This window comes from Streptomyces sp. IBSNAI002 (assembly GCF_052244475.1).
Taxonomy (GTDB): domain Bacteria; phylum Actinomycetota; class Actinomycetes; order Streptomycetales; family Streptomycetaceae; genus Streptomyces.
This window is the reverse complement of the sequence record NZ_JBQPXG010000006.1, coordinates 170,489-183,881: the sequence shown is the minus strand read 5'-3', so window position 1 is coordinate 183,881 and position 13,393 is coordinate 170,489. Positions and strand designations below refer to the sequence as shown.

The 13,393-nt window shown below is 71.2% G+C and carries 16 protein-coding genes; 6 read left to right on the top strand and 10 right to left on the bottom strand.

Features of this window, described 5'->3' with window-relative positions; translation table 11 throughout:
• The first annotated feature begins 21 nt into the window (after positions 1-21).
• Together ACTVZO_RS44090 and ACTVZO_RS44085 are read left to right on the top strand one after the other, a co-directional pair.
• Entirely contained in the window at positions 22-1,503 is a 1,482-nt protein-coding gene (locus tag ACTVZO_RS44090; RefSeq protein WP_443304235.1) for a glycosyltransferase, read from the top strand.
• Between the two features lie 36 nt (positions 1,504-1,539).
• On the top strand, positions 1,540-2,175 hold the full coding sequence (locus tag ACTVZO_RS44085; RefSeq protein WP_443304233.1) for an exosortase/archaeosortase family protein: 636 nt from the start codon (positions 1,540-1,542) through the stop codon (positions 2,173-2,175).
• A 50-nt stretch (positions 2,176-2,225) separates the two neighbouring features.
• On the opposite strand, the gene ACTVZO_RS44080 is transcribed toward ACTVZO_RS44085, so the two are convergent.
• The 8 genes from ACTVZO_RS44080 to ACTVZO_RS44045 all read right to left on the bottom strand — a co-directional run bounded on the left by ACTVZO_RS44080 (position 2,226) and on the right by ACTVZO_RS44045 (position 9,003).
• The gene (locus ACTVZO_RS44080) at positions 2,226-2,630 is read right to left on the bottom strand and encodes an SsgA family sporulation/cell division regulator (RefSeq protein ID WP_443304232.1); all 405 of its coding nucleotides are present in this window, start codon (positions 2,628-2,630) and stop codon (positions 2,226-2,228) included.
• Between the two features lie 27 nt (positions 2,631-2,657).
• Complete coding sequence (locus ACTVZO_RS44075) at positions 2,658-2,966, bottom strand: WhiB family transcriptional regulator (protein WP_443304231.1); 309 nt, start codon at positions 2,964-2,966, stop codon at positions 2,658-2,660.
• A 127-nt stretch (positions 2,967-3,093) separates the two neighbouring features.
• Positions 3,094-4,278 (bottom strand): sensor histidine kinase, encoded by a 1,185-nt coding sequence (locus tag ACTVZO_RS44070; protein ID WP_443304230.1) that lies wholly within the window; start codon positions 4,276-4,278, stop codon positions 3,094-3,096.
• A 52-nt stretch (positions 4,279-4,330) separates the two neighbouring features.
• Positions 4,331-4,618 (bottom strand): hypothetical protein, encoded by a 288-nt coding sequence (locus ACTVZO_RS44065; RefSeq protein ID WP_443304228.1) that lies wholly within the window; start codon positions 4,616-4,618, stop codon positions 4,331-4,333.
• Between the two features lie 77 nt (positions 4,619-4,695).
• Positions 4,696-5,319, bottom strand: a complete 624-nt coding sequence (locus tag ACTVZO_RS44060; protein WP_443304227.1) for a GTP-binding protein — start codon at positions 5,317-5,319, stop codon at positions 4,696-4,698.
• On the bottom strand, positions 5,300-5,665 hold the full coding sequence (locus ACTVZO_RS44055; protein ID WP_443304226.1) for a DUF742 domain-containing protein: 366 nt from the start codon (positions 5,663-5,665) through the stop codon (positions 5,300-5,302). Before ACTVZO_RS44055 ends, ACTVZO_RS44060 begins: the two co-directional genes overlap by 20 nt.
• A 35-nt stretch (positions 5,666-5,700) precedes the next feature.
• A complete protein-coding gene (locus ACTVZO_RS44050; RefSeq protein WP_443304225.1) occupies positions 5,701-7,995 on the bottom strand; it encodes a sensor histidine kinase in 2,295 nt (764 codons plus the stop codon).
• A gap of 243 nt (positions 7,996-8,238) precedes the next feature.
• The gene (locus ACTVZO_RS44045) at positions 8,239-9,003 is read right to left on the bottom strand and encodes a peptidoglycan-binding protein (RefSeq protein ID WP_443304224.1); all 765 of its coding nucleotides are present in this window, start codon (positions 9,001-9,003) and stop codon (positions 8,239-8,241) included.
• 274 nt (positions 9,004-9,277) lie between these two features.
• Here ACTVZO_RS44045 and ACTVZO_RS44040 point away from each other — a divergent pair, with 274 nt between their 5' ends.
• The 3 genes from ACTVZO_RS44040 (at position 9,278) to ACTVZO_RS44030 (ending at position 11,582) form a co-directional block, all read left to right on the top strand.
• Positions 9,278-10,012: a GH25 family lysozyme gene (locus tag ACTVZO_RS44040; RefSeq protein ID WP_443304223.1), complete on the top strand. Its 735-nt coding sequence runs from the start codon at positions 9,278-9,280 to the stop codon at positions 10,010-10,012.
• 66 nt (positions 10,013-10,078) lie between these two features.
• On the top strand, positions 10,079-10,804 hold the full coding sequence (locus tag ACTVZO_RS44035) for a LuxR C-terminal-related transcriptional regulator (RefSeq protein ID WP_443304222.1): 726 nt from the start codon (positions 10,079-10,081) through the stop codon (positions 10,802-10,804).
• Positions 10,805-11,111: 307 nt separating this feature from the next.
• Positions 11,112-11,582 carry a response regulator gene (locus tag ACTVZO_RS44030; protein ID WP_443304221.1) on the top strand — a complete coding sequence of 157 codons (471 nt, stop codon included), beginning with the start codon at positions 11,112-11,114 and terminating at the stop codon, positions 11,580-11,582.
• Between the two features lie 15 nt (positions 11,583-11,597).
• On the opposite strand, the gene mihF is transcribed toward ACTVZO_RS44030, so the two are convergent.
• Together mihF and ACTVZO_RS44020 are read right to left on the bottom strand one after the other, a co-directional pair.
• Positions 11,598-11,936 carry an integration host factor, actinobacterial type gene (gene mihF / locus ACTVZO_RS44025; protein ID WP_443304220.1) on the bottom strand — a complete coding sequence of 113 codons (339 nt, stop codon included), beginning with the start codon at positions 11,934-11,936 and terminating at the stop codon, positions 11,598-11,600.
• Between the two features lie 217 nt (positions 11,937-12,153).
• Entirely contained in the window at positions 12,154-12,546 is a 393-nt protein-coding gene (locus ACTVZO_RS44020) for a hypothetical protein (protein ID WP_443304219.1), read from the bottom strand.
• Between the two features lie 232 nt (positions 12,547-12,778).
• Between ACTVZO_RS44020 and ACTVZO_RS44015 the strand changes: the two genes are divergently transcribed.
• Positions 12,779-13,357, top strand: coding sequence for a hypothetical protein (locus ACTVZO_RS44015; RefSeq protein WP_443304218.1), 579 nt, complete (start codon positions 12,779-12,781; stop codon positions 13,355-13,357).
• The last annotated feature ends 36 nt before the right edge of the window (positions 13,358-13,393 follow it).

Below are 13,393 nucleotides of genomic sequence, written 5' to 3'. Positions count from 1 at the left end.
CTCCCCTCCCCGTTTCGCTGGGTGATCAGATTGCTCTTGTTCCTGTTCCAGGCGGTCACCTCCGTGGTGATGGCGTTCGGCCTCTCCTACTTCATCGCCGCGATGGTCCCGGGCGTGGTCTTCTCCCGCACGGAGCAGCGCAAGGGCCGGGCGAGGCGGGGCCGACGGGCGCTGGACCGTGCCGGCAGGGCCGACAGCCAGATGGACGTCTACTTCCTCATCGGCTGCCTGAACGAGGAATCGGTCATCGGCCGTACGGTGTCGGCGTTGCGCGAGCAGGTTCCGCACGCCCGCATCGTCGTCGTCGACGACGGCTCCGACGACGCCACCGCACAGGCCGTCCGGTCGGCGGGCGACGCGGGCGTCTCCATCGTCACGCGTGTGCTGCCCAACGCCCGCAAGGGCAAGGGTGAGGCGCTCAACGACGGATACCAGTGGATCCTGAAGGACGTGGACCGGCGAGGACTGGACCCGGACGACACCCTGGTGTGCGTCATGGACGCCGACGGACAGCTGTCCAACGGCGCCTTCGTCCACGTGACCGCACTCTTCTCCGACCGCGCGGTGGGCGGCGTCCAGCTTCCCGTGCGCATCCGCAACCGGAGCCAGCTCATCACCCGCATCCAGGACCTGGAGTTCTGGGGACTGTCCGCCACCTCTCAGTTCGGCCGCAACTACTCCCGGTCCGTGAGCCTGGGCGGCAACGCCCAGTTCACCCGGCTGAGCGCCCTGACCGGACTCGGCCGGCCCCCGTGGAACGCCTCCCTCACCGAGGACCTGGAGCTCGCGGTGAGCCTCAGCATCGACGGCTGGGCGCTACAGACCACCAGCCGGGCCTGGGTCACCCAGGAGGCCGTGGACTCCTGGGGCCGGCTGGTACGGCAGCGCACGCGCTGGTTCCAGGGCCACATGATGGCCGGACGCAACATTCCGAAGCTGTGGTCGGCTCCCCACGTCAGCAATCTGGCCGCGCTGGAAATCACGCTCTACCTGCTCGTGCCGTGGGCGCTGACCCTGCCGTGGTCCGTCATCTTCCACGTCGCGCTGGTGATGATGGTGACGCAGCTCGCCACCGGAAACGAGATCGGGTTCATCCAATTCGGTGGATCGGTGTCCCAGCTCGCCTTCACGAGCGCCGTCTACTACTTCCTGTCGTTCTTCCCCATGCACATGGCCGGGTACTTCTACTACCGCCGTGACCGCGGATTCGGCATCTTCAAGTCCCTTCTCCTCGGACACACGCTGCTCATCGCCAACTACGTGGCCTACGCGGCGGCATGGCGGGCCGTGGGCCGGATGATCCTCGGCCGCAACGGGTGGGCGAAAACGGCACGCACCGCGGGCGAGAGCCTCGGCCTGACGGCGGAGAAGACCCACGAACTGCCGCCCGCGGCCACGGTAGGGACCCCGGCGCTCACCCCGGTGCCGGCGGGCGCCCGGCGTTTCGACGGCGCCGAGACGTTTCAGCCCCGCGCCGTCCTGCCGCCTGCTCCGCACGCGTAGCCCACGGCCGTGAGGCCACACCAAGGAAGAAGCACGGTGTCCGTAGCCACTGCAAGCACCCCCTCCCCGCGACCGGCCCGAAGCCGGGCCGACCTGGCCTTCCGCATACCACTGGCCCTGAGCCTGGTCGCCCTCTCGGTCGGCGTCTTCCGCGTCGCGGACCAGATCCGCGTGCTCGAGGCGCTCGTCGCCTCCCGGCTGACGACGGCGCTGCTCGGGCTGCCGGCGCGCCATTCGGGGGGTTCGACCGCGTTCTACTTCGACCTCTCCAACGGGCAGGCGCACGGCCTGCGCATCACCGACGAATGCACCTCCGCGTACATCCTGGGCGTGCTGCCGGTCCTGGCGGCGCTGTGGATCCTCGCAGTGTCCGGCGTGGGCCGCGCCACGCGGGCGCTCACCGGCTTGACGATCGGCGCCGGCATCTTCTGCCTCGCCAACTCCCTGCGCGTGGTGATGATCGTGTTCTCCATGGACCATCTCGGCGAGGAGCGCGGGTTCGAGCTGGCCCACCGCTACCTCGGTACCGTTCTGACCCTGGTCGCGCTGGCCGCCTCGGCGGCCGTGGTCATGGTGTTCCTCGGCGCGGGCCGACGGAGCGCCGAACGAGGAGCCGACCGCGGGCGCGCCCGCCGGGGCCCGTGGCGGAAGTCCCGCAGGCGAGACGGCTGAAAGCGGCTCCGGCCGTCCGCGTGCCGGAAGCGGCGGACCCGTGCGCCGGGTCAGCGGGCCAGTAGCCGGTCGATCAGTTCGTCGACCCCCAGGTGGCACGCCTCCTGGTCGCGGGGGACCAGGGCCAGCGTGCGCAGCAGCCACACGGTGAGCTCGTCGCGGTCCGTACGGAACAAGGCGCAGTCGTCCCGGTCGGACAGCGCGATGTAGAGGTGGGTCCCGGATTCGCCGGGGCCGGGCCAGATCGAGACCGCGCCCACGCCCGTCGGCCCGCGAACTCCGGAGAGCAGCAGATCGCGTGCGAACACCCAGTCCGTGCGCGCGAGTCCGACCGAACCCGGCAGCGAAAGGCGTACTTCGAGCGGCCTGAGGGGGGAGTAGACGAAGGTCGCCGTGACCGTGTGGACGGCCGAGTCGTCGGGAATCTGACGGAGGGAAATCCTACGAGTGATCATGGTGGTTCTCCGCGGGGCGTGTGCGGCTCAGCCGTCGAGGTGCTCGGCGGACCCGGCGGTCCGCCCCGTCCCGCGGCGCGCCGACGCGACCAGGGTGTGGCGCTCGCGGACCGAGAGGCCGCCCCAGACGCCGTAGCGCTCGTCGTTGCTCAACGCGTAGTCCAGGCACTGCTGCACGCGCGGGCACCGTGCGCACGCCGCTTTCGCGTGATGGGTCGTGCCGCCCAGTTCAGGGAAGAACAGTTCGGGGTCGATCTGGGCGCACACGGCGCCGTCCCAGTCGAATTCCGTGCCGGCTGCACCGATCATGTCCTGGTCCTGGGGTGTCGACTTCATTCTTTCTGGATCTCTCTCGGTATGATCGAAAAATATGGACGTCATTCCGTCCGTTTTATTCGGAATGCTAGGGGTGCTGCTCAGCAGAAAAGCGGGCCAAAGGGTGACCCTCGTACGTCGCCGGGTGTCAAACGCGCCCGTCGGCCGGTACGGAGGCGTCCACCCGGAATCCCCCGTCCTCGGCGGGTCCGGCGCGGAACCGGCCGCCCGCCTCGGTGACCGCCTGCCGCAGGCTCGTCAGCCCTAGTCCGGCCGGCTCGTCCGTGCTCCGCCGGTGCGGGGGAGGCCCGTTGCGGACGACCAGGGCCGCCGAGTGCGCGTCGAAGACGAGTTCCATCCGGACCGGCGCACCCGGCGCGTGTTTCGCCGCGTTGGTCAGCGCCTCGCGGCACACCCGCAGCAGCAGGGACTCGCCGCGTGCGCCGAGCGCCCGCACCGTGCCGCGCACGCCGTACGAGGCGTCCATCCCCACGGCCCGCATGTTCCTGGTCAGGCTTTCGAGGAACTCCCCGCAGCTGACCCGCCCGCCGAGACCGTCCTGCGGGCCGTCCTCGCGCAGCACGTCGATGACCTGCCGCAGTTCCCGCATGACGAGGACCGCCCCGTCCTGCAACTCGGTGATCGCCTGCTCCGCCTCGGAGGTGAGACCCGGCAGCCGCCGGGCCCCGGACGCGCGGAGCATCAGGTGCGTGGCGTGGTGGCCGACCGTGTCGTGCACCTCGAACGCGAGCCGGGTGCGCTGCTCCAGGATCGCGAAGCGCACCGCCTGGTCCACCGAGGACTCGACCTGCGAGAGCCGCTGGTCCAGCCGCTCCTTCAGCAGGCGCTGGCGGCGCACGAACTGGCCGAAGAGCGCGGGCAGCCAGATGGTCAGCACGACCACGTACAGCCGCCACCCCGGATCGTCGACGAATCCGCCGACGGACGTCCGCGTGCCCACGTACACCAGCGTCGCCAGCGCCACGATCAGCGCCCGGTGTCTGCGTCCGTACAGCCCGACCGCGTACGAGGCGGCCAGGAGCGCCCCGTTCTCGTCGGAGGCGAGCGTGGCGGCGACGGCCACCGCCACCGACAGTTCCGGGCGGCTGCGGCGCCACATCAGGCCCGCCGCGCCGGCCGCGGCGACGACGCAGCTGGCGGCGTACGAGCCGACGAGTCCCGTGGCGTGGACGCGCGTGAGCAGTGCGCAGCTGGACGCCGCCACCAGCACGGCCAGCCCGGCGTCCACCATCCCCTGCCGACGCGGATGGTGCTCGCCGCCGCACACGTAGGCGGTGCGGCGCCGGAGCAGCTTGTAGATCTCTTTCATCATCACTTTCTCCGCCCGGGCCCTCGTGGCGCGGGCGCGGACGGTGCCGCGCGTTTCAGCGGGCGCGGACGACCGCCCGCCAGCGCACGCCTTCGGGTGTCGTCCACGCGATGTTCACCGCCGGGACGGCGCCCCGCGCCCAGGGGACGAGGGTGTCCACCCGGGTCGGGGTGTGGGCCGGGATCCGGCGCCAGCGCCTGCGCCCCTGCAGGAACGCTCCCTTGTCGGGGACGATCTCGACGTCGAAGGCACACGAGCTGCCCAGCTTGACGAGGTCGTGCGAACCCCGGCTGCTGACCGCCAGCAGCCGCCAGCAGCGGTCGAGGTCAACGGTCTGTGACATGTGGTGCCCCCATCGGCTTCTCGGCATGCGATGCCAGGCTCGCAGCGCCTCGCGGCCGGTGGCCCCACCAAAGGGAATCAGGACGGTGCCGATGGAGGACAGTCCCCTCCCGGTGCGGCGAGGCGCGCCAACAACGCGTGCTCGACCAGTCTGATCAGGGCCAGCTGAACCTCCTGGAGGTGCCGGGCGTCGATGGGCAGGACGGGCACCTCGGCGCCGATGCGCAGGGCCGACCGCACTTCGGAGACCGTGAACGGGTGCTCGCCGTCGAAGCCGTTCAGTGCGACGACGAACGGCAGCCCGCGTTCCTCGAAGTAGTCGACCGCCGCGAAGGAGTCGGCGAGCCGGCGGCTGTCGACGAGCACGACGGCCCCGATGGAACCGCGCACCAGGTCGTCCCACATGAACCAGAAGCGGTCCTGGCCCGGCGTGCCGAACAGGTACAGCACCAGGCTCCGGTCGAGGGTGACCCGGCCGAAGTCCACGGCCACCGTGGTCGTGCGCTTGCCCCGGACGCGGCTGAGGTCGTCGATGCCCTCGGACGCGGCCGTCATGGCGGCCTCGGTCCGCAGCGGGTCGATCTCGGAGATGGCGCCGATCAGGGTGGTCTTGCCCACCCCGAACCCGCCGGCCACGACGATCTTCGCCGACTGCAGCTCGTCGAACGCCGGGCGCGCCGGGTCAGAGGCTGTGTAGTCCACTGAGGACCCTTTCCATCAGAGCTACGGACGGGGCGTCACCGGCTGATCCCGACACCGAGACCAGCCCCAGGGAGGCCAGGTCCGCGACGAGGACACGGGCGACGCCGATCGGCACGCGAAGCAGGGCGGAGAGCTCCGCCACGGACGTCGGCTCGACGCAGCGGACGAGGATCGCGTCGTGCTCGGGCTGGCTGCCGCGCTGCCCGTGCACCGCGTTCGTGACGACCAGCGCCTCGATGGCGATGTCGAGCCGGATCTCGGTACGGCCGCCGGTGATCGCGTAGGGCCTCGGGAGCAGCGGCGTCGGCGCGCTGCCGCGGGCCGGGTCAACGCGGTGCCGGGGCATGGTTCCTCGTCGTCCGCCGGCCGGTCAGGACGGAGTCAGCCACGGTGCTCGTCCTCCGCTGCCGCGGCGCCGTTGGCGATGCCCTCGCTCAGCACCTTCATCCGGCGGCGGATCTCGGCGGGGTCCGGGTGCGCGGCCCCCCTCGGGGCCGACTGCGGGCCCTCGCCGAAACTGCCGGAGCGGACCCGGCGGTTGCGCACGGGCAGCCCGGACTCGGTGAGCGGCGCCCCCGGGGCGGCCGCCGCACCCGCGGTCGGCGTGGGTGCCGGCGCCGGCTGCTGCACCGGGATGGGCGCCGGGGCCGGGGCAGCCGCCGGGATCGGCGCCGGGAAGGGAGCCGGAGCCGGAGCGGCGGGAGCCGGGGCGACCGCATGGGCCTGCGGGACCTGCGGGATCTGCGCGGTGGCGGACGTACCGGCGTCGGTCCGTGCCGCCGCGATGGCCTGCGGCCGGTGCGCGGTGAGCCGGGCGGGCGCCGGATCCTGGGCGGGCGGCGACCCCACCGGACCGAGCAGGCCCTGCGGCAGGACCAGCGCCGCCACCAGGCCGGTCGGCAGGTTGGGGTACAGGCGGATCTCCGCTCCGTGCTTGTGCGCCAGGGAGCTGACGACGTACAGGCCCATGGACTCGTTGAGGTCGCCCGTCCTGCGCACGGTCGGGTCCAGGACCTCACGCGCGGCCGCGAGCTGGCTCTCGCTCATGCCGATGCCGCTGTCGCGGACCTCGAGCAGGACGCGGCCGTCGGGGGTCTGCTGGCCGCTGACGACCACCCAGGTGTCCGGGCTGGAGAAGGAGGTGGCGTTGTCGAGGAGTTCCGCGAGCAGGTGCACGAGGTCGTCGGCGGCGTAGCCCACCACCCCGGTGTCGGGGATGGCGTGGCACGTGACGCGCTGGTACTCCTCGATCTCCGAGGCGGCGGTCCGCAGCAGGTCCAGCAGGCCGGTCGTCTCGCGCCGCTCCGCGCTGATCTCCGCGCCCGCCAGGACCAGCAGGTTCTCGCTGTTGCGCCGGATCCGGGTGGCGAGGTGGTCGAGCTGGAACAGTTTGGACAGCTCGCCGGGTTCGCGTTCGGTGTGCTCCAGCTCGGTGATCAGGGCGAGCTGCTTGTGGACCAGGGCCTGGTTGCGCCGCGACAGGTTCTGGAAGAAGAGGTTGACGTCCTTGCGGATCGAGGCCTGCTCGCGCGCGAGGCGTACGGCCTCCAGGTAGACCTGGTCGAAGGCGCGGGCCACGTCGCCCAGCTCGTCGCGGGTCCGGGCCTTGAGGACCCTGCCCTCGAGCGCCTCCGGCAGGGCCTGCCCGGCCGACAGGTGGCGGGTGACCTCGGGCAGGTGCTCGTCGGCGACCCGGACCGCGCCCGTCCGCAGCCAGCGCAGGCCGCGTACGAGGTGACGCGAGGTCAGGGCGACGATGAGGCCTGCGAGGACGAGCACGAGACCGGCGATGACCGCGTCGCGGATCACCTGGTCGCTGGCCTCCTGCTTCTGCTCCTTGGCGGCCGCGATGATCCGGTCCTCGACCTGGGTCTGCAGCTGCTTCAACTCGCCGTCGAGGCGGGTGAAGTCCTCGTACCAGGAGGCCGGCAGGAACTCGGTGAGGGGCACTTCCTTCGTCGAGCCGTTGAGCGTGTGGACCGCCGCCACCAGGCGGCGGGACGGTTCCGACTCGGTACCGGCGAGGAAGGCGTCGACCTCGCGGTGGGAGGCGTACAGCTGGAAGTCCATCGCGGTGATGTCGCGCACCAGCTGGGAGGCGAGGACGTTGGCCTGCTGGCCGACGTTGAGCTTGCCCGCCTTGGCGGCGCTGGAGAGCACCGAGCGCTGGCTGGTGAGCCCGATCCGGTTCATGGCGATGGTGTAGAGCGTCCAGCCCGCGGCGCGGGCGTTGTCGCCGATGCCGCCCACCTGGTTGTAGAGACTGGCGACCGAGACGATGACGCCGCCGTAGCCGACCTCCACCTCGGCGCGCGGAGCGGGGGAGTCGGCCAGCTTGCGCAGCTTGACCACGGTTTCCAGCGCGGTACGGGTCACCAGTTGCTGGCGCTCCATGCCGACCCCCTGCGGGAGGCGGTCCAGATCCTCCTGGAATGCCTTCGCCTTTGCGTCCGTGTACGAGCGCCCGGCGGTGTCCGACGGATCGCCGAGGGTGTTCTTGGCACGCGTGTCGACGGCGATGTCACGTTCCTGGGCCAGCGCGTCGATGAGTTCCGTACCCGTACGCGCCGTTCCGGCGATCTGGGTGATCACGCGGTACCGGTCGGCACTGGACAGTGCGTTCTCGATACGGAGTCCGGCGAATCCGAGTGCCGCCAGAAGGGGGACGAGCGCCACGATCAGAATGCGGGTGGGAACTCGTATGTCACCCAGTACGCGCCGGTGCCAGGAAGGGGCGGACCGCCTTTTCTGGGGCTGGCCGTGCGATGTGGGAGCACCTTGATTCACTGCTGGCCTGTTCTCTCCGGAGGAGCGGACTGGGGGCCGTCTCAGCGTATGTAGACAAGGTGGGCGCACTTTTTCGTCTAAAGGGATACCTGCATCATCCGAAAGATGAATGCCGGTGCCCGTATCGCGTGCTCAGAACTGTCCCACCCGGGCGGCGGTGTGAGGGCCGAACACTCCGGACGGGTCACCGGTGATGCCGCGGTCGCTTTGCAGTTTGGCCACTCCGCGCACCGTCGCGTCGTCGTACAGCCCGGTCACCCGCACGAAAGTGAAGCCCTGGAGGAACAGGAATTCCTGGAGCCGGGAGACCCGCGGACCGGAGTCGCCCGCTTTCAGCGTTCCCGTGCCCGCCGGCGGCGGAGTGGAGGGCGGGGGAGTGGGGGACGGCTGGGGCTTGGAGGGCTGCGAGGGCTGCGAGGGCTGCGAGGGCGTGGGGCAGGGCTTCGCCGTGGTGCCGCCCGGCTTCTCGGCGGTGGCGCCGGACGCCGGCTTCCCCGTCGAGGAGGAGCGGGCCGGGGGCGGGGTCGCGGACGCGGCGGGATCCGGGAGGGCGGGCCCGTCGCCGCCTTCGGCGCCGCTCTCGCCGGTGCCTCCGGGCTCGCCCGCGTCCTCGCCCTCCCCTTCGGCCCCGTCGGCGCCGGCTTCGGCGTCCGCGTCCTCCAGGGGTTCGTCGGACGTCAGGTCGACCTCCGACCCCACCTCCCGCATCGGCGGGCCCGGCAGGGTCAGTACGGGCGTGCGCACCTGCGCGGCCTCGGTGGACGGGGGCTGGCGCCAGGGCGTCACCGCCACCATCCCCACCGACATGGACAGGACGCCGACGAGCAGCAGGCGGCGTGCGTGGTAGACCCGGGCGGGCTGGTCGCCCGCGGGGAAGATGAACCGACTGATCTTCACTCGGCTCAATCTAAGGACCCGTCGCGCCGCCGTGAGCCGTCTGCCGATGACGCACGGTCTGCCAAAGAGGGCAACTCGTCCGGCAACGCGTCCGGCCCTTGAGGGATACCCGCCTTCGACCGTCCCGAGCGGGTCCTGCGGGAGCCGATGTCAACCTTCAGGGCCGTGCTCCGCCGCTGATCAGCTGGTTGATTTTGGGCGTTGGCGGTTGGATCGCGCAAGAGGACGGGCGGGCACAGTGGCGGGTGGCAGGAGCACGGGAGCGGCACTGGCGGTGGCATTGGTCGCCGTCACTCTCGCGACCGGGCCGGCATGGGCGGATCCGGGCGGTCAGGGGGGCCGGGCACGGTCCGCGCCGACCGGGGTCGAAGGCGTGGACGTCGCCTCCTACCAGGGCAGGGACGTTCCCTGGCCGGCGATGGCGAAGGCCGGGGTGCGGTTCGCCTACGTCAAGGCGACCGAGGGCACCGGGTACGAGAACCCCCACCGGGCGGCGCAGGTGGCCGGGGCGAGGAAGGCCGGGCTGCTGGTGGGCGCGTACCACTTCGCGCGCCCCGACCTGTCGAACGGGGCGGCGCAGGCCCGGTACTTCCTCTCCAACGGCGGCCGCTGGTCGGCGGACGGGAGGACCCTTCCCGGCGTGCTCGACCTCGAGGCCTCAGAGGGTGGCGACGGCTGCTACGACAGGGAGCCGGCGGAGCTGCGCTGGTGGACGAAGAGGTTCCTCGAGACCTACAAGGCGGCGACGGGCAAGGACGCCGTGATCTACACGTCCACGTCCTGGTGGAACCGCTGCATGGGGAGCGGCACCCAGTTCCGCGACAACCCGCTGTGGACCGCCCGCTACAACACCTCCACCGCGGGCGAATTGCCCGGCGCGTGGAACGAGCACCAGATCTGGCAGTACACGGCCAAGGGTTCGTTCAAGGGCGCCCCCGGCCCCTACGACCGCAACCGCTTCAACGGCACGGAGGGAGAGCTGCGCGCACTGACGCGGGCCGGAAGGTGAGGCGGGTTATGGGTTCTTAAGCGTCGATTACGTCGTCGCTAAGTGTCGGTCGGTGAGACTCGGCGCATGACCTCGACAGCCTCCGCGTACGGAATTGACCAGCGGAAATCCGACGCCTCCCCGCGCACCACCGTCCTCATCGCCGATGGTGAGGCGGTCTTCCGGACCGGGCTCCGCAACGTGCTCGGCTGCCTCCCGGACTTCGAGGTGGTGGCCGAGGCCGGCAACCGTCAGGAGACCGCGCGGCTCATGCGCAGCAGCGGCGCCCGGGTGATGCTGATCGACATCCGGCTGGCACAGTCCCTCGGCCTCCAGCCGGACCGCGGCCGCAGGGACAGCCCGGACTTCCCCAAGATCGTTCTGATGACGGGCGATCCCGTCACCGACGGCCTGGACGAGGCGCTGCTCTCGAGCGCGAGCGCCCTGGTCACCAAGTCCATGGGTCCCGATCTGCTGCGAGCGGTCCTGCGCCACGTGCTGGCCGGCGGCTGCGCCGTCGCGCCGGAGACGTTCGGCGAGTTGCTGAACGACGGGATGCGCAGGTCCCAGCCCCAGTTCTCCAGGTCCCACCACCGGGTCGCGCTGCTCAACGAGAGCGAGCGGCACGTCCTGCGGCTGCTGGGCCAGGGCCTGGAGAACGCGCAGATCGCGGAGGAGCTGCGGCTCTCCCGGGCTAGTGTGAAGACGTACGTGTCACGGCTCCTGAACAAGCTCCACCTCGACAACCGGACCCAGGCGGCGCTGCTCGCGAACGAGACCGGCCTGGTCAGGAGCCTCGCCGCGGCCCGGTGACCGCGGCCGGCCCACTCCCCGCAGCCCTTCCCCCCCTCGCCGTCCACCCCCCTTGCCGTCCACCCCCTCGCCGTCCGCCCCTGCGCCAACCGCCCTGCGCCGTCCGCCCGATGAGCGATCCTCCGAAGGCCGGAAGCGGTCACCCTTCGTCGCGCCGGAGTGTCGACGACCGTGGTCCTGCGCCGTGGAATGTCTCCCGAGGGCCTCTCGGAATGGTGCGCGGATGCGCATAGCGTGCCTCTCGGTTCACTTGGGAACGAGCGGATTCCGCTGGGAGCGTGGAGGCGTATCCGTGTATCGCGTGGTGGTGGCTGACGACGAACAGGCCGTCCTGGACGGGCTGACCGAGGTGCTGAGGTGTGATCCGGACATCGACGTGGTCGGCTGCGCCTCGTCCGGAGCGCAGGCCCTCAGCCTGGCGACGGTGCATTCGCCCGACGTCCTCGTGATCGACCTGCGGATGCCCGACATGGGCGGTCTGGCCGTCGCCCGCCAACTGCGCGAGGCGGGCCGCCGCCGGCCGTTCATCCTGGCCCTGACCTCCTACGCCGACCAGCCGATCCTGCTCGCCGCCTGGGCCCTCGGCATCCGCGGACTGCTCCTGAAGGCCTCGGGGCCGGCGGACCTGCACTACGCCGTGCGCACGGTGGCCGCGGGGGGCGTGGTCGTCGACTCGTGTCTCGTGCGCGGGATGCTGGACCACCTCTCCGGCGCCAACACCCCGTCCCCTGAAGCCCGTCCGTCGCGCCACCGGCGAACGGGCGGCGTGCTGCGCTGAACCGCGGCCGTCGCGTCAGCCGTCGGCCGAGGCCTCGCCGGAGCCCGCGGGGAAGCGGGACAGGAGGGCGGTGCGCTGGCGCGGGCTGAGGCCCTGGACCCGCCGCTTCTCCCAGATGCCGCACTCGTCCAGGCAGCGGTCGGCGCGTACCTTGCCCACACCGGGCAGCGATTCGAGCACGCGGCGGACCCGGGTCCTGGCGATGACGGGGTGGTCGTCGCGGTCGAAGACCTGCTCAAGGGTGATCTTGCCGCTCTTCAGCGCGGCGAGGACCACCTGGCGTTCGCGCCGTACGGCGTTCGCCTTCAGCAGCGCTTCGTTCCGGGCGGCGGAGGATATCTGGGGGAAGGTCATGGGTCGCGTCCTTAATCCGGTGCGCCTCGTCGAAAGGCGGCTTCACTGGGACCGGCCTCAACCTCGCACGGAGCGCAGCCGCGGCGAAGATGCGAAAGGGGGACAGTTGTCCGCCTGCCGCATCCTTCGTCGCATTTCGCCGGGCGGTGCTGCCGGGACCAAAGTCCCCATTTCGCGGAATTGCGCGCGACCGTCTTTCCCCGGCGGGATGTATCTGTCAGAGTTCTTCATGAGCCACCCCGGTCGCCGGAAGGTCCCCCCCATTCCCTCTGGCCGGGGTGGCATTCTTTTTCCGTACCGCGGGACGCCGCGGCGGACGCGTGGGCTGGGGCAGCGGCGGGAGCGGGGGGCGCAGCCGGGTCACCGCGGCGCGGCGCACGAACTGGGCCGTCGCCACCGGAACGCAGTAGCGCCGGGCGATCTCCTGAGGCAGCGGAACGGCCGCCGAGCGCTTCCTCCGCAGGTTCTGGAGCAGATGCTCGGCGAGGACCTGGTACGAACGCCGTTCCTCTCCGGATCCGATGACGATCCGCTCCGGGGTGACGCGGCGGTATCGCCGTTTCGTCGGCCGGGCCGATGCGGCAGGTGCCGCCTCTCCTGTGGTGTTCATGTTCGCGGCCTTCTCTGAAAATGCCGGGGCGCTGCCGCACTCGTGCCCGCCCCATGGGGTGCGCGGGCAGGGCGCTCGAACCAGCTTTGCAGTCCGTCCCCGCTGCCCACTTATCCCTTTCGGATGCTCTCCTCTCTCTTTCGGTCAGCCGAAAGAGCACAAGGATGACGTAAAAAGGAGGCGGTGGCGTGTAAAGGGCACCCCAGCCGGCGTTCCGAAGGGAAAGAACACCGTGCAGTTTCCTGTGTGGATCGAGGCCGCTTCTTCCCGCGCGTACGCCAGTGGCCCGCTCGCGGTCGTCGAATGTGCCGTCGACCCGGGCCGGGAGCGGGAGGCCGCGGCGATGGCCGGCGCGCTCAACAGCGTGGACGCCGTCCTCTGCTCGGTGTTCGACCCGGGAACGCCGGGCGACGTACTCCTGCGACTGGCGAACCGGATACCGCCGGAACTGCGCCCCGGAGCGGACGCGGACCTCTGCGGGTTCCGCCACCGCCAGGAGTACGCGCACTTCCTGCTCGCCCGGGTCCACGAGGACCCGGGCCTGCGCAGGGGGCTCGAACTGGGCGGCTCCGTCGCCAGCGGTGCGGTCCCCGAGGACCGCGTCGTCGAACTCCTCGTGGACGGCGGCCTCACGCGCCGCAGGGCCGTTTCGCTCTGCGACGCCCTGGGCGACGTCTCCGTGTCGGTGGAGAACACCCGGCGCGCGCTGGAACGGTTCTCCCGCGAGGACCGGCACAGGCTGGCCTTCCTCAGGGCGGCGACCGTGGTCGCGTCGAGCGCCGCGGTCTGGGCCGTGACGGAACTCCTGTAAGAGGCAACCCCTCCAGACGCGACCCCTCGGGTGCGC

Coding starts and splice junctions, on each gene's coding strand:
- ACTVZO_RS44070 (WP_443304230.1), bottom strand. CDS start 4,278: ATGATGAAAGAGATCTACAAGCTGCTCCGGCGCCGCACCGCCTACGTG.
- ACTVZO_RS44055 (WP_443304226.1), bottom strand. CDS start 5,665: ATGCCCCGGCACCGCGTTGACCCGGCCCGCGGCAGCGCGCCGACGCCG.
- ACTVZO_RS44075 (WP_443304231.1), bottom strand. CDS start 2,966: ATGAAGTCGACACCCCAGGACCAGGACATGATCGGTGCAGCCGGCACG.
- ACTVZO_RS44080 (WP_443304232.1), bottom strand. CDS start 2,630: ATGATCACTCGTAGGATTTCCCTCCGTCAGATTCCCGACGACTCGGCC.
- ACTVZO_RS44035 (WP_443304222.1), top strand. CDS start 10,079: ATGACCTCGACAGCCTCCGCGTACGGAATTGACCAGCGGAAATCCGAC.
- mihF (WP_443304220.1), bottom strand. CDS start 11,936: ATGACCTTCCCCCAGATATCCTCCGCCGCCCGGAACGAAGCGCTGCTG.
- ACTVZO_RS44065 (WP_443304228.1), bottom strand. CDS start 4,618: ATGTCACAGACCGTTGACCTCGACCGCTGCTGGCGGCTGCTGGCGGTC.
- ACTVZO_RS44020 (WP_443304219.1), bottom strand. CDS start 12,546: ATGAACACCACAGGAGAGGCGGCACCTGCCGCATCGGCCCGGCCGACG.